Raw genomic sequence first — 16,174 nt, forward strand, 5'->3', positions numbered from 1 at the left:
CTACGATCAGGAACCACTTACTCCGCCAGTGGGGAGACAGGCGACCGCACCGTCAGCCGTCCACTCCCCATGGGCAATGGCCTGGCGGTGCGGTCCCGTAAGGGGGCGGGACCCCGGCAGACGAATTGCCGGGGTCCCAGTCCCTGCGGAGCCTAAAGCTCCCTCCCGCCGCCACCCCTGACGACCAGCGTCGTCCGATCGCCGGCCAGCACCTCCGGCTCGGCGCCGGGCCGCTCCACCACGAAGACCGGCACCCCCTCCGCAACGCCGAGCACGCGGCGTTCCTTCTGGGTGGGCATGCGTGTCCGGACTTGAGTGTCCTCGCTCAACGACACCTCCGCCATGTCCGGTTGCGGACGCACACGCGAGCCCTGCCGTGTGGTGACGATCAGCCCTTCCGCGCGCAGCAGCGCCATCGCCTTGCGAACCGAGTCGCGGCCGATCTCGTATTCGTCCACGTACTCAGGCTCGGTCCTCAGCCTCTGGCCGGGGCGCAGTTCGCCGCGATCGATCTGGCCCCGGATCACGTCTGCCAGTTGGCGGTAGACGGGACGGCCCGAGTCGGGATCGATCATGAAGGGAGCGTAGGAGCACTACCGCGTCATGCGGATCATGCGTACGTGCGCATGACGAGGTTCCGCAGCATGACAACGGCCCCGTCTCCCAACGGGAGACGGGGCCGCGAGCGTTCCAAGGTCCGGCGTCAGCTCTCGGGTCCGCGGATCTCCACCGTCTCCGCGGGCAGCACCTCGACTTCGCCGCCCTTCTCCACGACGAGTACGTGGGCACCCTCGGCCAGGTCGAGCCGTTCACGCTCCTGTGCGGTGGCCTCCCGGACGACGGCGCGGCTGCCGGGCGCCATGACGACGACAGTGATGGTGTCGGCGCCGGCTTTCACGACGGTGCCCCAGTTGGAGACGGTGTAGACGTAGCCGGTGTCGCGCAGGTGCTTGATCGCTTTGAGGACGGTGTTGCGGGCCACGCCGTATTCGTGTTCCAGGGCGACGACGGACGGCAGACGTCGGCGTGGCGGCCATTCGCCTGATTCGATGCGGGCTCGGAGCTGCGCTGCGACCTGCAGGTACACCGGCTGTTCGCCCCTCGGATCGATCACGGTTCAACGGTAGGGATAGGTACCGTTAGGGCCTGATTGCGCTCAACGTACTAGGCGAAACCTGCGCCGTCACGTGACGGAGTGTGCACCGCTTAGTGGCCTACTGTTGAGTAACTGTTTATGGTCCTTCTATGGCCCTACCGGACGACATCGAAGCGGCCACCCAGGAGCTCCAGCAGCGCTTCCCCGGATGGTCGGTCTGGCGCAGCGACATAGGCCGCTGGTGGGCGCTCCGCAACGACGGCAACATCCCGCCCGGCGCCCGCGCGAACCTGGACGCCGACAGCGCTCACGACCTCGAAGCGACGCTCATCGACGAGGAGAGGGCCCGGACAGCGCGCACCTCCTCGCCTCTACGCAGGACCCCTCTCCCTTGGCGCACCACCGACGATCCGAGCGGCCTCCGGACAGGTGATGCACCGTGATGCCGGTTCCGTACGTGACCGCCTACGACGGTGAGCACGTCACTTACCAGCTCACGCTCGTCGCCGACGAGACGGCCACGGACGGCATACGCATGTCGTACGCCGACGAGACAGCCACGGACCGAATGTTCGGGGTGTTGTGGCACCGGCACGGGATGACCAGGACGGGCCGGCCGATGTGGCGGCTGGTGAACACGCTGCGGCAGCGCCGTTGCATGCTCCGCTCGCTCTGCCAGGTGTGCGGCAAGACCGCGGTGGACGGCGATACAGGGCGCATCTGGTGGCTGCTGCCGGAGGCGCCCGGCCGCTGCCCTGATGGTGGCTGGTACACCAACACACCGCCGACGTGCGCGGCCTGCGTCCCGGTGGCGCGCAACCACTGCCCTCAGCTTCGGAAGTGGTCCCGGCTGTGCACTGTGTCAGAGGCTGAGCCGTACGGGGTCGTGGCCGAGGTGTTCACTCCGATCTCTGGCACGCTCGCGTCCGTCGATGCGGCGACCGAGCTGCCGCTGGACGCGTTCCGCAAGCTTGAAATGGCGCTCGCCAAACAGCTCGTCGTCTCCCTAGACGACTTACGTCCGGCGTGACGCGCCCATAGACCACCCCCGCCCGGAGGATCCATCGGAGGGACGGCCGGGCGGGGGTCTCCAACAGGAACTATGCGGCGGAGTTACGGCGGGCCGCGAGGATCGAGTTCACGATGGCCTTGGGGTGGGCCTCTCGGGCGATCATGCCCTCGACTGTCGATGCCTCCATCGGGTCGAGGTACGGCACGTGGTCGTACACGTAGTCGAAGCAGTCGTCCTCGTCGCTGAAGTCATATTGCCGCGATGCGCCAGCATCGTGCCGATCGTGTCGATCGGAATGATGTGATGTGTGGTTGGTATGTGTAGTTGTTGTCAACTGAGACAACCACCAGAGGTCAACTGAGTTAACTACCCTGGTTGTCTCAGTTGACCACCCGAGGCGCTTCGCTACACCGATTCGGATGGCGACTCGCTGGGCGACGGGGTTGAGGGACGCGAAGCCTGGCTCCTCTTTGTCCACGAGCATCGGCACGTGGTCCAGAGTTCGAGGCGTGCACAACTGGTACCTGTCGGCGAGGTGGCTCGTCGCTCCCCTGTTGGACTCCACCCGGTAGACGAAGCCGAGGTAGCGCATGGTCGCCAGCGCGTCGATCACGGTCGGCTTGCTGTACCCGGTGGTCGCCATGAGCAGCTTCAGGCCGGGGAAGACCCGGTGGCCGCTCCTGTTGCTGAACGTGGCAGCAGCGAAGCCGACAAGCTTCACTGAGGGCTGGGCGATGACCTCCCGCCACGTCCGCAGCCACACGTACGAGTACTTGATCGCGAATAACGCCGAGGGTGGCGGGTCCTGGAAATGCGGCTTGGGCAACGACCTTCCGATCTCTCGAAGGAATCCGAGAGAGCAGAACCGTTCGCCTTACCGGGCTTCACATCGCACAGCCGTCTTGTACGATGTAGATGGACTGAGATGAGGTTCTGAACTCTCGGAACTCGCGCGAAGCCCCGGCCTGGACGCCGGGGTTTCTGCGTTTCTAAGCCTACTCCCGAGATCGCGTATCGAACGCTATTTCGGTATGCGTCCGGTTCCGCCACACGGGCGGCAGTTGACCCGCCTTTGTGTGGTGACTTTGCTGCCTTCGGGGCTGGTCACTTCAACGGGCTCATACCAGTAGCCCTGGCCTTGGCACCTGCCGCACGGCTGCTTGTCGTCGGCAGTTTCAGTGCGTGGCGGGAGGGGTTCGGCGGGCGGTCCGTACTGCTCGGCCACACGGCCGGCCTCCCGCTCGGTGAGGTTGGGGAAGTGGACGACACTTCCCGAGGGGGTGGTGATCGTAGCGAAGTGATCACGCTCGGTGGGGTCCATGCCCTCAATGTAGAACCAGCAGGCCGGAGGCAACAGGCCGCAATCGCCCTAGTCCGGGATGGGGAATGAGTACAGCCACTCAAACCTGCTGGCCGCGTGCACGCCCTTGGCGTACTCGACCACGTAACCTTCGGCGGTCTTGATCCATCGCGTGAGTTCCACTACGGGCTCGCCCGGCGGTAGGCGCAGTACGTCCACCTCGTCAGTCGTTGGCATCCGTGCCTTTAGCTTCTCGTCCACGTCCTGCGGCGCCAGCCCGAGATCGGTGAGGATGGCGAAGCTTCCTCCTCTGCCGGCCATGCCGGGGCGGTCGTCCATGATGGGAGTGTCGCGCACTTCCTCAGGCCGGTAGTAGCTCACCATCGTGTGCGTGGGGAGCCCGTCACGGAAGACGGTGCGCGAACGTTCCACGACAAGGGACGCGATCGGAACCCCGAGGGCCACCGCGACGTCCTCTTCCGCGGGGACGATCTCAACCTCTTGGGCCTGTGTTCCCTGTTGCTCTTTCTCTCGGCCGTCGTCCTCGCCGTGGGCGCGCACGCGCGTCTCTTGCCACTTGCTCCGGGCGTACCGGTCCGGCCCCAGGGTTCTGATGGGGTGCGACTCGCGTACGTACGCGCCGGAGCCGTAGCGGGTCACGATCGCGCCTTCGGTGCGGAGGATGTTGATCGCCTTCGCGGCGGTGTTGCGGCTGACGCCGTACTGCTTGGCGAGGTCGCGCACGGGTGGTAGCTGCGCGCCGGGCTGGTATCGGCCGTCGGCGATGGCCGCGCGGAGTTCTGCGGCGATGCGGTTGGCGGGCCCGGTCTGGGGCTCTGGACTCATGCGCTCACGATAACAAATTGTCCTACGACAATTCCAAGATCCTTTTTCTGTGCGCCTTGACACGCTCCAAAGCGTCGTACGACAGTTAGGGAAAGCGTCGTACGATGCTTTTCCCGGACTTCCCCGGGGATTCCGCCCAACGTGACCAAATGTCCGTTCTGGAGGTTGCCTTGACCACCACGCAAAGCGGTCGGTCACACACCCGCACCTGGATGAAGTCCGCCGAAGCCGCCGCAGCGTGCAACGTCACAGCCGAGACGGTCATCGAGTGGGCGAAAGCCGGCCAGTTGAACGCGACCCGGACGCCAGGTGGCCACTACCGGTTCGACTCCGCCGAGGTCCACGCGCTCCTACAGGCGCGGCAGGCAGAGCAGGAAGACGCGACGCCCGCGAACACGAAGAAGGCGGCCCCCATCGTCCAAGACCGAGGCCGCCTCTCTTGCCCCACTGATCGAGTCAAGGGAGCAACCCCATGATGACACACGCCGCCGCCGTGTTCTCGGAGGACGAGCGGCGCCAGATCGCCGCGATGGTCGCCGAATGGGACCGCCGAGCACAGTCGCTGATCGCGAACGCGGCCGAGGTGCGCGCCATCGCCGGCCTCTCCGCTACGCCCGCCGGTGTCGCGGACCTGTCCCTGTATCGGGCGCGGAGGTCGCGATGACCCCCGCCGAGATGCAGGCCCGTACCGCCGACCTGTACGCGCGGATGAGGACCCCGGCCAAGCCCCTTGCTCACCCGATCGACCGGGGCGGCTGCACCAACCCCCGCTGCACGTCCTGCCCGAAGGAGTCGCAGCGATGACGATCGACCCGTTCACCACCCCGGCCGAGGCCCAGTGTGAGGGTTTGGCCCGGCAGGCGCGCGACTTCTTCGCGCTCGCCATGACGCCCACGGACCTCGTCGGCCACGAGTACGGACAGAACTACCGGCTCACCTACGAAAACGGCGTACAGGCGGTGCGGGACGCGCTGGTCGGCCAGGGCCACGCGACGCTCGCGGTCAACGCCAACCTGGACCGGATCGCCACCGCGCTGGAGACTCTCGCAGCCGCTCCGTCTGCGATCGCGGAGATCAGCCGCCGGATCGACCACTTGACGGCCACGCTCGACCAGGGTGTCGAGTTCGCCGACTCGGCCGCGGCTGCAGCCGACGCTACGGCCTCGGCCGTGCAGGACCTCGCCGAGTTCGCGAACCGTCCGCGCTGGTGGCAGTGGCGACGGCGGCGCAGCGTGTCCGCCATCGACGAGGCGAACGCCTGATGACCAGGGCCCGGCCGTCCAGCACCCTCCCCGCCACGGCGGCCGGGCCCTCCCCTCTACTCCCCAGCCAACCGAACCGTTGATCGGACTCGATATGGAACCGCCCTTCACCAGCCCGCCCCCGACCGTCCCCGAGGACGTCCGCGGCCGGCTGCTCGCCCTCGCCTCCCAGGGCGTCACCACCGAGGACGCCGCCGCCCAACTCGGGATCACCGTCCGCGAGGTCTGGCGGTACCTGGGGCCGATGCGCGACGCCGGAGACATCCACCTGGCACGAGCCACGGACGGGCCCGGCGTCGAGTGGCGGACGAACGAGAACCACAGGAGCGCGTGATGGACCTCTCCCTGTACTGGCCTCCGCCCGCCTGGGCCGTGTGGACGATCGCCGGAGTCGTCTCCGTCGTCGTCACCTGGTTCACGGTCCGGGCAGCCCTCGAAGGCGTCCGCTACGCCGCCCGCTCGCTGCAGGCTTGGCGCCGCAACCGCGCCGCCACCGAGAAGCGGCCCGCCGAGCTCGAAGACGTCCTCACCTGGGTCATGGCAGGCATCGCGACGTCGGTGTCCGCGTCCGGTATGTGGAAGTTCGCCGGCGACGTCCTGCAGCTCGACGGGTTCTGGCGCGTCTTGTTCTTCGCCTTCATCGAAGGCGCGATCGTCATCTCCGCGCTGCGGGCTCGCCGCAGCATGCGCGAGAACTACACCGCCGGCCTCGACGGGATCGCCGTGTGGGCGCTGGCCGCCCTCACCGCCGTGCTGGCGAGCATCGACGCCAAGAGCGGCGGAGAGATGGTGTTCCGTCTCGCCGCGCCGATGGTCGCAGCGTGGCTGTGGGAGCGGGGCATGCGGCTGGAGCGGCGCAAGCTGCGTGGCCTGTCCGGCATCAACTGGCGGCTCACCCCGGAGCGGATCCTGGTCCGGCTTGGGCTGGCCGAGGCGACCGACCGGACCGCGTCCGAGGTCGACGCCCACCGCCGCATCACGCGTGTCGCTCTCGCCGCGAAGAAGGTCCACCTGTTGCGCTCCGCGAACGCCTCCGCCCGCAGGATCCGCAGAGCGGCGGCGGCGCTCGACAAGCGTCTGGACCAGGCCGTCGAACACACCGGCCTCGCCCGCGACGACCGCATGAAGTGGGCGCTACTCGACCAGGTCGGCACCCTCGGCGGCGCCGAGCAGTTGTGCAACCTGCTGGAGAACGCGCAGGGCCCGTGGGCGCAGACGGACCACCCGCTCGTCACGGGCGCCGCCAAGCACCACGAGGCCGTGCAACTCGCCGAGGCGATGAACGAGTGGAGCGACGCTCTCCGTCAGCAGCGCGACCCCGAGACGACCGCCGCGATCCACTCCATGGCCGCCTACATCGCCCGCCTCGAAGGGCGCCCCGTCCCCGAATTTCCGACCGCTGGACCGACGACTTCGGTCGCGCCGGCGGTCGCTTCCCCGGCCTCCGGCGCGACTGAGACGCGACCGGAACTGCGACCGGCGATGCAAGGTTTCGGTGCCCCCCTGACGGTCGTCAATTCGGTCGCGCCTCCGGTCGTCGACGACGACGAAATCGGCGACCGAACCGGCGACCGTGATGGCGACCAGGACGGCGACCGTGAAAGGCCCGATGAGCAGGACAATCGCGAGGCTCGGGAGTGGATTCGCGCAAAGTGCCGTGGCAGAAGCGGCTTCGGGCGCAAGCCATCCAAAGCCGAGGTGGCGAAGAAGTTCGGATTCAGCGAAACCTGGGCCTTCGACCGCGTCCGAGAAGTGCAGGACCGGATGACGGCCCAGGGCTACACGTTCGAGCCCGACGGGACGGTGATCGCTCCGACAAGATCGGTCGCCGACTCGGACGCTTCCGACCGGTCGGAGGTGTCGGTCTGATGGCCCGCCATACGACCTTCGTTCATCGTCCGATCACCTTGTGGTCGCTGGCCGGGAGCGCACCGCCGATCCCGTCTGCCGCCTCTGCGGTCTACACGCCAGAGGATCCGTTCGCTGTCGAGTTCGCCGTCCCCAGCCGGGACGGCGGCGAGCCGCACAGTGTGCTGTTCGCCCGCGGGCTCCTCATCGACGGAAGTGGCCGAACCCGTCGGCGACGGAGACGTCCGCGTCGCACCCCACCCCGACAGCGACGACTGGGTCCGGCTGGAGTTGCCGATCGACGGGCGGCCGGCCGAGTTCTACGCCGCGAGGTCCGCGATCGACGAGTTCGTGGACGCAACGTGTCTGCTGGTTCCGTCGGGCCGGGAAGCGGCCGAATTGAATCTCGACGGGATGATCGCCCGGCTGCTGGGGGCGGGCCGATGAAGACGTTTGAGGTGACTGTCCGTGAGCGGCGTATGGGCCGTCAGAGGCTGTCTAGACGGCCGATGCCCTTTCGCGGAAGCGCCCTACGCGCAGGGGCGCGGCGCGCGGCGCGGGCGGCGCGCGAGGAGACCGTATCACAAATCACGCAACGTAACCAAGGAGAGTTGTTGTCTGCCGCCGATTCGATCGACAAGCGCCGCGCTCATGCGGAGTCCCGGATCGCGTCCGCGCGCGACCCCTGGACCAAGTTCCTGAAGACGGCCGAGTGGCTGGCATCGGAGCTGAAGCATCAGGCACTCCGCGATCCCGAAGCGGCCCGCAAGAGCGCCGAGAGCCTGGCTCAGCAGACCCGCAGCTTCGCCGGGAAGCTCAACGAGCAGGCTCGGGAGGCACTGTGATGTTCGAGTTCGTGCCGCCTGCCCCGCTCGCGAAAGACTCCGCGGCGCCCGACATCCAGAAGCCAGCAGCGCCAGCGGCAACACCGCCCGCGGGGCTGCGCGCTGAGCACCGCGCCGAGGACCGCCGACGAGCACCCCGCCGAAGCTGGGTGGAGTGGCTGGAGGACCGGGCAGGCATGAGCGGCCTCGGATCCGCCCAACTCCCCTCCCCTGCGACCGTTCACGCCTACCACAAGGCAGGCAACTACGTGCCCGGCGAGGTCGGCGTCCTGGAGTGGACTGCGCGCGTGCACGGCGTGGTCGCGGTCGCCTGGTGCCTCGTGTTCACCTGCGTGGCCTGGCTCGGGTCGGGTGCCTACCGGCAGCGGTTCCGCACCCTGTGGAGCAGCGGCGTGCCGGGCGTGTGGCGCACCCAGCTTCCGCCGCTGGACATCGTGTCGCCGCCGGCCCGGCCGTGGGTGGCGTGGTGGTCCGCGGTCGCCTGGCTCGGGCTCAAGTTCTGGCGCTTCCCCATCTTTCTCGTCTACCTGGCAGCCGCCGTGCTGCCGATCGTCTTCTGAAAGGACCCTGCCGTGATCTGGCTGTTCGTCATCGGGCCGTTCTGTCTGGCCGCCGGCCTCGTCCTCGCGCGGTTCCGCCGCAAGGACAAAGGGAAGGGCGAGCCGCGCAAGAAGGTCGCCGTCGTCGCCACGATGCTGATCCTGGTGTTCTCGCTGTGCATGTTCTGGACCCCGCTCGCCGGGGCGTGCGTCAACCTGGGCGCGTGGATGGTCGACACCGCCAAGAGCGGCGGCGTCTCCACGGTGTTCGGGTACGCCGTCATCGCCCTGACCAGCTTCGCGCTCGGGCTCCTGGTCGTTGGAGTCGTCCGGGACATCGCCAAGGACGGCGTGGCCGACCGGCCGACGTTCATCGCCGCCGCGGTGGTGTGGGCCGTCGCTGCGATCGCGTTCGGGGTGGTGTTCGGCCCGACCGAGTACGACCGCGTCACCGTCGAGGTCATGAAGGCGACGGTGAACACCTGGTGAGCGACATGTTCCTGGCGGTGCTCGCCGTCCTCATGGCTCTGGCCGTTTTCGTGCCGTGCGCGTTGTTCGCGTCGGGCAAGTGGCGTCCGGGCCGCGTGGAGGAGCCGCCGCCCCCCTTGCAGGACGTCCAGGCGATGGACCCGCCGGAGCGCGCGGCGCCGGAACCTCCCTCGTACACCGTCGAGCAGACGTGGACGCGGAAGACCACGAACGTAGCGATCACCTGGATCCGCAACGGCATCACCAGGGGCAGGCAGGGCGGCGCCGCGAAGGCGCTGCCCGCGAAAATCGAGGAGGGCAACGACCTCGACGACGAACCCGACAGCCCGCCTTCCGCAGTGGAGCCGGCAGCGTGGACTGCGGACGTCGATGTGGTCCACACGCCGGCGTCACCGACGTCGCTGATCCCCCGACTGGTGCGACGGGCGCTGCCGTGGCAGGCCGAGGGAGGCCACGACGACCTTCCACGGCCCGCCGAGAGAGTCGCGGACCATGACGTTCCCCAGCCCGCCCCGCCGACCTTCGAGTCCGTGCGGGTGGACGACTCTCCCGTCCCGCCACCGGCTGGCATGTCGGCAACGGACCGGCCCGTGATCATCGACCCTCACCCTGTCGCCCTCGAAGGAGTGGACATGTCCGACGCCCCTCTCGTCCCGTCCGGAGACGGCTCAGCGGTCCGCCTGGCGCCCGTCAGCCAGTTGCGGACCGCTCTGGCTACGGGCGGGTTCTCGCGGCTGATGGCGTGGCTGCGCGCCTTCCGTAAGGCCAGCAACAACACCTTGGCGCAGGCTAACGAGATGCACGCGCAGGCGCTCCTGGTCGCCCGACGCACCCGCAACGCGCACATGCAGGCTCTGCAGGCGTTCCAGGCTGTGCAGTCCGACAAGCTGGACCGCCAGATGATCAACCAGACGTGGCAGATGCTGCAGACCACCCAGACGCAGGCGGCAGCCGCGGCCCAGTTGACCCGCGCGACCGCCGCGTTCGTCGTCGCCTCTGGCGGCCAGCAGCCCGCCGTCGCCGCGGCGGTCAACGCGCTGCAGCGTCACGCCCCCATCGCCGCTGCGATCAAGTCGGCGCATGTCGAGCCGGTCAAGAACCTCGACTTCTACCGCCAGTAGCCCCTCTCATCCGCGTTTGGAGTAGCGCCGTGACCACCGATGTGCAGCAGCTCGCCGACGAGCAGGAAGATGGCAAGGCCGGCCTGGCTGCCGCGGTGGCCGCGGCCCGCGAGCTGAAGAAGAAGGGCTACCGCTACCGGCACGCGCTCGTACCTCACGCGGTTGTGGCGGGCACCTGGTGCACGGGTGTCACCTTGCACGCGTTCGCGGTGCCCGCTTGGCAGGTGCTGGCCGGTGAGGTGGTGGTGGCTGCGGTGGCCGCGGCAGGGTTCCCGAAGGCACGCACGCGTCTGCGTCGCCGTATCTGGTGGACCGCCGCCGGCATGTGGCTGCCGATCGCGGCCGAGTTGGGTGCAGGCGACTGGCGGTTGTCGCTGCTCGCCGGCGTAGGTGGTCTGCTGGCGATCCCGCGGGTGTGGCGGTACCGCATCTCCATCGTCCGCCCGACCAAGAGCCGCCGGGAACTGGCCAGGAGCAAGCAGCGGGCGGCTTTGGAGGCGAAAGCTCCGGACCCGAACGTGACCGTATGGGCGGCGAAGACCGCCTCGCGCAAGGGCTCCCTGCCTGGGTCGAAGTTGACGAATCGGACCCCGTTCGAGTACGGGGTCCGCTACCGGATCGAACTGGACGGGCAGACCACCGAAGACGCGACGGGTGCCCGCAAGCAGATCTGCGCCGACTTCGGCAAAGCCCTCGATTACCTGCTGGTCGACGAGACCGACGACGGGCTGCTCAACGCGGCAGAGCTGACCATTCTGGACCGACTCGCCGTCGAGGACGTGCAGCCATGGACCGAGCCGGGGCTCGACCTCGAAACCGGCGTGTGGCGGATCGCCCCGTTCGCTGACGGCCGCGGCGACGCAGCGCTGCAGGTGTGGGAGCCCGGCTCGGGGCCGCTGCCGGTCGGCGTGTTCGGCGCGATGCGCGTCGGGAAGTCCAGCATCATCAAGCAGGCTGCCGTCGAGTTCCGCAAGGCCACAGAACGCGGCTACCCGATCCACCTCATCTACATGGACCCGCAGCGCGGCCAGTCCGCCCCCTCGGTTCTCCCCTACGTGTCCGAACCTGCGCTCGGCATCGACGAGATCCGGACCCGGCTGCTGCAGTTGCGGCAGGAGATGAACGACCGTAACGCCTACCTGGCGAAGGTCGAACACGTCGACAGCAACGGCTTCAAGCAGCGGGGCGTCCAGTCCTACGACCGGCCCGGCGCCCACGGCCTGCCGATGCTCATCGCCCCCATCGACGAGTTCCACAAGGTGGCGCAGTACGACGACCTCGCCGAGATCGTGCACGAGCTGATGGCCGAAGGGTCGAAGTGCGGCATCATGCCGTGGATCCTCAACCAGGACGCGATCGTCGACTCTCTGGGCGGCGGCGAGATCCTGCGTCTGCTCAACTCCGGCAACCTCGTCGTGCTGCGGACCGGCGACACTTACACGGCGCAGGCCACGTTCGGGGCGCGGCTGGAGGCGTACCCGGACCGGATCAGGAAGACGTTCCCCAATAGCAACAAGCACACCAAGGGCTGCGGCTACGTGCTCGGCGCCACCAGCCGATCAGTGATGATGCGCATCCGCGACGTCGCCAACCTGGGTGCGGTGCTCGGCGACGAACCCCCGCAGCCTATCCAGTGGATGTGCGGCACCTCCGCGCCCGCCGGCTCACCAGCGGAACCCGCCGCGGGCGACGACCAGGGCGAGCCCGGCGTCGAAGAGTTGCCGGACCTCGACCTGGACGGCAACGTCGTCGACTTCGTGGCGCTCGACCAGGAGCAGCAGACCAACGCGGAGCAGACCATCCTGCGCCTGCTGGACGGGGCGGAGAACGGCCTGGACGCGGCCGACCTCACGCTCGGCGCGGGCCTGCCGCTGGTGACGGTGTTCCGAGTCGCGACGGACCTGTGCCACGCCGGCGTGGTGAGGCAGGACGGCGACCGGTACGTGAAGGTCGCCTCGTGAGTCAGCGGCGGATCCACTCCGGTTCCGGGATGTCGCTGGTGACCTTCCACAGCGGGTCTGGGAACCGTGACGGCCAGTCCTGGTACATGGCGTGCACGTACACGTTGCCGCCGACATCGCCGTGCTTGCGTCGGGCCTCGGCGAGTGTGTCCAAGAGCCGCTTGAGCGATTCGGCGGCGTACCTTCCGGGGCAGGTAAGCGCGCACATCGGCGCTTCTCCCAGCACTCCTGCCATGAGCCGCACCCAGTTTGCCCGGTCCAACCATTTGGTCGGGTGGTATTTCGTCCGGTCGTCCCTTTCGTTCTCGACGTCGAGGGTCACCGACGTGATGGCGTCGGCTCGAACCATCCGGAACCCGTTCTCGGCCACCAGCCACGCTGTCATGCCTGCCAGCGTGAGCGACACCGCGTCAATGAGCAACCCCAGTTCACGGCAACCAAACCTCACCGAAGAAAAGGAGCAGCGCATGGCGCTGTCCGACTACACCCCCGAGGCGATCGAGAAGATCCTCGACAGCGCCGTCGACATGGCGATCGCGTGTGACGACGGCGACCACGACGGTGCCCAGGCAGCCACCAACAAGGCGATCATCCTCGCCCGTAACCTCCGCAACCGGAGCCGCTGAGGTTGCGGATCCCCGCCCGGCGACGTCGGGCGGGGTGTCCGGAGCAGAGCGCTCCGGGAGCAGAAAGAGGATCACCATGGCCAGAAACATCGCCTCCAGAGAGAGCCGCCAAGAGAGAGTGCTGGTCGGCGTTCGCGAAGTCCTCAAGCGGAACCGTCACTGGCTCAACCAGGACCTCGACTGGGCCTCGCGTCAAATCGCCGCCGACCTGACGCGGGCGGGGGACCCCTGCACGGAGCAGGAGGTTCGGGCCGCTCTCGACGAGATCAAAACCCGGGCGTGAAGACCATCTGGGACAACCTCACGGACGGCAGAAGGGAAAGCCCGTGAGAGGGTTCACGCACCCCGACGTGCTCACCCGAGGTGTCCGGGAGGGGTGGGCCGACCCGGAGACGGACCCGACCCGCATCTCCTGGGCGCCGCGCCAAGCCGCCGCGCCTGGCTGTATGTGAGAGCCCTGGCCTGCTTCCCCGCGGGCCGGGGCTCTCCGTGTGTTTCTTCATGATTTTCAAGAAACTCTACTGACGGTGCCCCACTCGCGGCGTAGCGTCAAAGCCGCGTCCTCCGAACCGAGGTGAGCATGACAAGCCACGACACGATCATGCAGGCACGGCAGGCACTCGCCGCCCGCCTCAAAGAACTCCGCCTCCATGCCGACGGCCAGCGCATGACCGGCGAACGCCTCGCCGCAGCAATGGGCTGGGAAGGCAGGAAGGCCCGCATCTCGAAAATCGAGAACGGCACGCAACTCCCCTCCGTGGACGACATCCGCGCGTGGGCCACCGCGTGCGGCGCCGAAGACCAGATCCCCGACTTGATTGAGCAGGTGCGCACCATCGACAGCATGTACACCGAGTGGCGCCGGCTGGAGAAGACCGGCCTAGGCCAGATCCAGGAAGCGTTCGTCGGCCTCTACGAGCGGACCGTCCAGCTCCGGGTGTGGCAGCACTCCGCAGTGCCCGGCCTGCTACAGACGGAGGCGTACGCGCGAGCACACCTCTCGACGATCATCTCGTTCCGCGGCATCCCCGACGATGTGGAACGGGCCGTCGCGGCGAGAATGGCGCAGCAGCAAACGATCGGCGGAGTACGCCGGTTCGCGTTCCTGATCGGCGAGCAGGCGTTGAGGACGCCGATGGTCGACCCCAGCGACATGGCCGCCCAGCTCGACAAGCTGGCTGGTCTGACCAGCGGTAGCCCGCACGTGAGTGTCGGCATCCTGCCGGGCGGGGTGAAGCCTCCGGTGATGCCACCAGAGAACTTCTGGATCTACGACACGGCGGAGGTCCGGGTGGATGGCGTCGCAGCGCAGTTCCGGATCAAGAAGCCTGACGACGTCGCGGTGTACGAGAAGGCGTTCGCTGCGTTGGCGCAGGTTGCGGTGTACGGGCAGGCTGCTCGCGAGCTGATCGAAGCCGCCGCCGGAGATATTTAAGCAACTTCTCGAAACTTCGTTGGCCCCTCTCGCGCCTCCTATCTACCGTCAGGAACGAACCACTCGCCTGCATGTGAGGAGGTCCACGTGGATCTGTACAAGCATCCGCTCAACCAGCCGACGTTCCGCCGTCTGTGCGGAGGCAACCAGGACGAGGAAGAGATGGAGTCCTGCGTCGAGATCGCCCCGATTTCCGGCGCTCCGGACACGTTCGCCCTGCGTGACTCGAAGAACCCGAACGCCGGGACACTCCGGTTCACCGGCGACGAGCTGCGCGCGGCCGGCATGAACGTCTAGCACGACACCATGAGGGCGGCCCCTGCCTGATCCAAGCAAGCAGGGGCCGCCCTTTGCACTCTACGAGAGAGAGCCGATCATGCACTGGCACGCCTACCGGTGGACCGGCAACGGAGCCGACCGCGGCAACGAGGGCGAGCGCCGCCCTTCCTCGCCGGACTTCCCCGGTTCGCACCTGCCGCCGATGCGAACGGGCGACTGGCTGGCCAAGCCCGCCTCCCGTATCGCCGATACTTTCCACGGCGCGGAGGACGCGGTGGGGTGGCTGGCCGGCGAGTACGGCAAGGTAGGCGCGGCTCTGCTTTGCGGGGACCGCATCCCCTTGGAGGACCGTCTGGCGGACGCGCGGGACTTGCTGCCTCGCGGGGTGGACGTCCAGTGGGGCGAGTGGATGCAGGGCGGCCGGTTCGTGACCTTGGGCGTGATCTGCTGCCCGAACCGGCACGTGCCCCATCCCTGCCCACTGCGCTGAGCGGAGACGCGCGAGAGCCTCAGCCTGCTTCCCTGCGGGCTGGGGCTCTCTCATGTCAGGCTATGGGACACCTGCTCGACGACCCGAAGGGAGCATCCTCGTGAGCCGCGCACACTGGGAGGACATGCCGGAGCAGGCTCACGCCGAGGTGGAGGCTCGCCTCGGGCGGGTCGTCAAGGCGGAGACGGTCGAGGGCGGCATCATGCCCGGACTGGCCTGCCGCCTGCACATGGAGGACGGCCGGGACGTGTTCCTGAAGGCGATCCAATCCACGCATCCGGGCGCGACCCTGCACCGGCGGGAAGCGTGGGCCGGGCGAGCCCTGCCGGAGACGGTTCCCGCGCCGCGGCTACTGTGGCACGGCGATGTGGCTGGCTGGCTCCTGATGGCGTCCGAGTTCGTCGGCGACGCCCGGCACGCTGATCTGTCGCCCGGCTCGCCGGATCTGCCCGCCGTCCTGGAGACGATCGCGGGGCTCGGTGCGATGCTGACCCCTGCCCCTGGCGGTGCGCCGCCGGTCCTCGACAACATTGCTCCGCTGCAGGCGACGGGGCGTCACCTGCTGCACAGGCCCCCCGGAGTCCTGCCCGACCGGGACGTGTACGCGGCGGCGCTCGCCCGGTTCGACGCCGGCGCGGTCCGCGGGGACACGCTCCTGCACTACGACCTGTCCGCGAGCAACCTGCTCGTCGCCGACGGCAGGGTGCACGTCCTGGACTGGTCGTTCGCCGCCCGCGGTGCCGCCTGGATGGACGCGGCCATGTTCGCCCCCCGACTGGTCGAGGCGGGCCACGCCCCGGACGCGGTGGACGCCATGCTGTCGCGGGTCCCGTCGTGGCGCGAGGTGCCCCGAGACGCGCTCGTGGGCCTGGCTGCGCTGTGGACGATGTTCCGCGTCTACAAGTCGATGTACGGGCCGGAGGAAGTAAGGGAGGGTCGGGCTCGGGCAGCAGCCGCGGGCCGGGCCTGGCTGGAGCGTCTTGCCGCATAACGTCTCCCTGGCCGAAACAGACCCGCGCTCCCCG

25 protein-coding genes are annotated in these 16,174 nt (G+C 68.3%); 20 read left to right on the plus strand and 5 right to left on the minus strand.

From position 1 onward, the window contains the following. Nucleotides 1-152: 152 nt before the first annotated feature. Together BMW85_RS08970 and BMW85_RS08975 are read right to left on the minus strand one after the other, a co-directional pair. Nucleotides 153-575: a GntR family transcriptional regulator gene (locus BMW85_RS08970; protein WP_091079268.1), complete on the minus strand. Its 423-nt coding sequence runs from the start codon at nt 573-575 to the stop codon at nt 153-155. A 128-nt stretch (nt 576-703) separates the two neighbouring features. Continuing rightward, entirely contained in the window at nt 704-1,114 is a 411-nt protein-coding gene (locus BMW85_RS08975; RefSeq protein ID WP_091079271.1) for a GntR family transcriptional regulator, read from the minus strand. A 131-nt stretch (nt 1,115-1,245) separates the two neighbouring features. Between BMW85_RS08975 and BMW85_RS08980 the strand changes: the two genes are divergently transcribed. Both BMW85_RS08980 and BMW85_RS08985 read left to right on the plus strand, forming a co-directional pair. Further along, the gene (locus BMW85_RS08980) at nt 1,246-1,539 is read left to right on the plus strand and encodes a hypothetical protein (protein WP_091079273.1); all 294 of its coding nucleotides are present in this window, start codon (nt 1,246-1,248) and stop codon (nt 1,537-1,539) included. A 14-nt stretch (nt 1,540-1,553) separates the two neighbouring features. Beyond that, entirely contained in the window at nt 1,554-2,126 is a 573-nt protein-coding gene (locus BMW85_RS08985; RefSeq protein ID WP_143082152.1) for a hypothetical protein, read from the plus strand. Nucleotides 2,127-2,196: 70 nt separating this feature from the next. Here BMW85_RS08985 and BMW85_RS08990 read toward each other — a convergent pair whose 3' ends face one another. Together BMW85_RS08990 and BMW85_RS08995 are read right to left on the minus strand one after the other, a co-directional pair. Beyond that, nucleotides 2,197-2,934, minus strand: a complete 738-nt coding sequence (locus BMW85_RS08990) for a hypothetical protein (protein WP_091079277.1) — start codon at nt 2,932-2,934, stop codon at nt 2,197-2,199. 543 nt (nt 2,935-3,477) lie between these two features. Further along, nucleotides 3,478-4,254 carry a GntR family transcriptional regulator gene (locus tag BMW85_RS08995; protein WP_091079280.1) on the minus strand — a complete coding sequence of 259 codons (777 nt, stop codon included), beginning with the start codon at nt 4,252-4,254 and terminating at the stop codon, nt 3,478-3,480. Nucleotides 4,255-4,403: 149 nt separating this feature from the next. Here BMW85_RS08995 and BMW85_RS51835 point away from each other — a divergent pair, with 149 nt between their 5' ends. From BMW85_RS51835 to BMW85_RS09050, 12 genes are all read left to right on the plus strand, one after another. Then, nucleotides 4,404-4,730: a helix-turn-helix domain-containing protein gene (locus BMW85_RS51835; RefSeq protein WP_281249558.1), complete on the plus strand. Its 327-nt coding sequence runs from the start codon at nt 4,404-4,406 to the stop codon at nt 4,728-4,730. After that, complete coding sequence (locus BMW85_RS09005; protein WP_091079282.1) at nt 4,727-4,918, plus strand: hypothetical protein; 192 nt, start codon at nt 4,727-4,729, stop codon at nt 4,916-4,918. Before BMW85_RS51835 ends, BMW85_RS09005 begins: the two co-directional genes overlap by 4 nt. Next, nucleotides 4,915-5,058 (plus strand): hypothetical protein, encoded by a 144-nt coding sequence (locus BMW85_RS49340; protein ID WP_177240564.1) that lies wholly within the window; start codon nt 4,915-4,917, stop codon nt 5,056-5,058. Before BMW85_RS09005 ends, BMW85_RS49340 begins: the two co-directional genes overlap by 4 nt. Then, nucleotides 5,055-5,516 (plus strand): hypothetical protein, encoded by a 462-nt coding sequence (locus BMW85_RS09010; RefSeq protein ID WP_091079284.1) that lies wholly within the window; start codon nt 5,055-5,057, stop codon nt 5,514-5,516. Before BMW85_RS49340 ends, BMW85_RS09010 begins: the two co-directional genes overlap by 4 nt. 94 nt (nt 5,517-5,610) lie before the next feature. Then, nucleotides 5,611-5,850 (plus strand): helix-turn-helix domain-containing protein, encoded by a 240-nt coding sequence (locus tag BMW85_RS09015; RefSeq protein ID WP_091079287.1) that lies wholly within the window; start codon nt 5,611-5,613, stop codon nt 5,848-5,850. Next, the gene (locus BMW85_RS09020; protein WP_091079289.1) at nt 5,850-7,385 is read left to right on the plus strand and encodes a hypothetical protein; all 1,536 of its coding nucleotides are present in this window, start codon (nt 5,850-5,852) and stop codon (nt 7,383-7,385) included. The genes BMW85_RS09015 and BMW85_RS09020 overlap by 1 nt, the downstream gene beginning before the upstream one ends. A 195-nt stretch (nt 7,386-7,580) precedes the next feature. After that, a complete protein-coding gene (locus BMW85_RS49345; RefSeq protein ID WP_091079291.1) occupies nt 7,581-7,811 on the plus strand; it encodes an SsgA family sporulation/cell division regulator in 231 nt (76 codons plus the stop codon). Nucleotides 7,812-7,978: 167 nt separating this feature from the next. Further along, nucleotides 7,979-8,209 (plus strand): hypothetical protein, encoded by a 231-nt coding sequence (locus BMW85_RS09030; protein WP_143082154.1) that lies wholly within the window; start codon nt 7,979-7,981, stop codon nt 8,207-8,209. 176 nt (nt 8,210-8,385) lie between these two features. Then, a complete protein-coding gene (locus BMW85_RS09035; RefSeq protein ID WP_143082155.1) occupies nt 8,386-8,769 on the plus strand; it encodes a hypothetical protein in 384 nt (127 codons plus the stop codon). A 12-nt stretch (nt 8,770-8,781) separates the two neighbouring features. Further along, a complete protein-coding gene (locus BMW85_RS09040; RefSeq protein ID WP_091079297.1) occupies nt 8,782-9,237 on the plus strand; it encodes a hypothetical protein in 456 nt (151 codons plus the stop codon). Further along, nucleotides 9,234-10,358 (plus strand): hypothetical protein, encoded by a 1,125-nt coding sequence (locus BMW85_RS09045; protein WP_091079300.1) that lies wholly within the window; start codon nt 9,234-9,236, stop codon nt 10,356-10,358. Before BMW85_RS09040 ends, BMW85_RS09045 begins: the two co-directional genes overlap by 4 nt. Nucleotides 10,359-10,387: 29 nt before the next feature. Next, a complete protein-coding gene (locus BMW85_RS09050; protein WP_091079301.1) occupies nt 10,388-12,319 on the plus strand; it encodes a hypothetical protein in 1,932 nt (643 codons plus the stop codon). A 1-nt stretch (nt 12,320) separates the two neighbouring features. Here the strand turns inward: BMW85_RS09050 and BMW85_RS09055 are convergent, their stop codons facing one another. Continuing rightward, on the minus strand, nt 12,321-12,704 hold the full coding sequence (locus tag BMW85_RS09055; protein ID WP_143082156.1) for a hypothetical protein: 384 nt from the start codon (nt 12,702-12,704) through the stop codon (nt 12,321-12,323). A 10-nt stretch (nt 12,705-12,714) separates the two neighbouring features. Between BMW85_RS09055 and BMW85_RS48205 the strand changes: the two genes are divergently transcribed. The 6 genes from BMW85_RS48205 to BMW85_RS09080 all read left to right on the plus strand — a co-directional run bounded on the left by BMW85_RS48205 (nt 12,715) and on the right by BMW85_RS09080 (nt 16,140). Next, nucleotides 12,715-12,945, plus strand: coding sequence for a hypothetical protein (locus BMW85_RS48205; protein ID WP_143082157.1), 231 nt, complete (start codon nt 12,715-12,717; stop codon nt 12,943-12,945). 76 nt (nt 12,946-13,021) lie between these two features. Beyond that, nucleotides 13,022-13,228 (plus strand): hypothetical protein, encoded by a 207-nt coding sequence (locus BMW85_RS09060; protein WP_091079307.1) that lies wholly within the window; start codon nt 13,022-13,024, stop codon nt 13,226-13,228. A 297-nt stretch (nt 13,229-13,525) separates the two neighbouring features. After that, nucleotides 13,526-14,380, plus strand: a complete 855-nt coding sequence (locus BMW85_RS09065; protein WP_143082158.1) for a helix-turn-helix domain-containing protein — start codon at nt 13,526-13,528, stop codon at nt 14,378-14,380. An 87-nt stretch (nt 14,381-14,467) separates the two neighbouring features. After that, nucleotides 14,468-14,677, plus strand: coding sequence for a DUF397 domain-containing protein (locus BMW85_RS50875; RefSeq protein ID WP_245774702.1), 210 nt, complete (start codon nt 14,468-14,470; stop codon nt 14,675-14,677). 79 nt (nt 14,678-14,756) lie between these two features. Further along, nucleotides 14,757-15,149: a hypothetical protein gene (locus tag BMW85_RS09075; RefSeq protein ID WP_091079311.1), complete on the plus strand. Its 393-nt coding sequence runs from the start codon at nt 14,757-14,759 to the stop codon at nt 15,147-15,149. Nucleotides 15,150-15,249: 100 nt separating this feature from the next. Beyond that, nucleotides 15,250-16,140 carry a phosphotransferase family protein gene (locus BMW85_RS09080; protein ID WP_177240565.1) on the plus strand — a complete coding sequence of 297 codons (891 nt, stop codon included), beginning with the start codon at nt 15,250-15,252 and terminating at the stop codon, nt 16,138-16,140. Nucleotides 16,141-16,174 lie beyond the last annotated feature (34 nt).

The sequence above is a fragment of the Nonomuraea wenchangensis genome, from assembly GCF_900111685.1.
Lineage (GTDB): Bacteria > Actinomycetota > Actinomycetes > Streptosporangiales > Streptosporangiaceae > Nonomuraea > Nonomuraea wenchangensis.

What these genes read in the sequence shown, in the direction of transcription:
- BMW85_RS51835 (WP_281249558.1), top strand. Translation starts at nt 4,404, where the DNA reads ATGTCCGTTCTGGAGGTTGCCTTGACCACCACGCAAAGCGGTCGGTCA.
- BMW85_RS08980 (WP_091079273.1), top strand. Translation starts at nt 1,246, where the DNA reads ATGGCCCTACCGGACGACATCGAAGCGGCCACCCAGGAGCTCCAGCAG.
- BMW85_RS08995 (WP_091079280.1), bottom strand. Translation starts at nt 4,254, where the DNA reads ATGAGTCCAGAGCCCCAGACCGGGCCCGCCAACCGCATCGCCGCAGAA.
- BMW85_RS09015 (WP_091079287.1), top strand. Translation starts at nt 5,611, where the DNA reads ATGGAACCGCCCTTCACCAGCCCGCCCCCGACCGTCCCCGAGGACGTC.
- BMW85_RS09010 (WP_091079284.1), top strand. Translation starts at nt 5,055, where the DNA reads ATGACGATCGACCCGTTCACCACCCCGGCCGAGGCCCAGTGTGAGGGT.
- BMW85_RS09055 (WP_143082156.1), bottom strand. Translation starts at nt 12,704, where the DNA reads ATGACAGCGTGGCTGGTGGCCGAGAACGGGTTCCGGATGGTTCGAGCC.
- BMW85_RS09005 (WP_091079282.1), top strand. Translation starts at nt 4,727, where the DNA reads ATGATGACACACGCCGCCGCCGTGTTCTCGGAGGACGAGCGGCGCCAG.
- BMW85_RS49340 (WP_177240564.1), top strand. Translation starts at nt 4,915, where the DNA reads ATGACCCCCGCCGAGATGCAGGCCCGTACCGCCGACCTGTACGCGCGG.
- BMW85_RS09035 (WP_143082155.1), top strand. Translation starts at nt 8,386, where the DNA reads ATGAGCGGCCTCGGATCCGCCCAACTCCCCTCCCCTGCGACCGTTCAC.
- BMW85_RS08970 (WP_091079268.1), bottom strand. Translation starts at nt 575, where the DNA reads ATGATCGATCCCGACTCGGGCCGTCCCGTCTACCGCCAACTGGCAGAC.
- BMW85_RS09060 (WP_091079307.1), top strand. Translation starts at nt 13,022, where the DNA reads ATGGCCAGAAACATCGCCTCCAGAGAGAGCCGCCAAGAGAGAGTGCTG.
- BMW85_RS09065 (WP_143082158.1), top strand. Translation starts at nt 13,526, where the DNA reads ATGACAAGCCACGACACGATCATGCAGGCACGGCAGGCACTCGCCGCC.
- BMW85_RS09075 (WP_091079311.1), top strand. Translation starts at nt 14,757, where the DNA reads ATGCACTGGCACGCCTACCGGTGGACCGGCAACGGAGCCGACCGCGGC.
- BMW85_RS09020 (WP_091079289.1), top strand. Translation starts at nt 5,850, where the DNA reads ATGGACCTCTCCCTGTACTGGCCTCCGCCCGCCTGGGCCGTGTGGACG.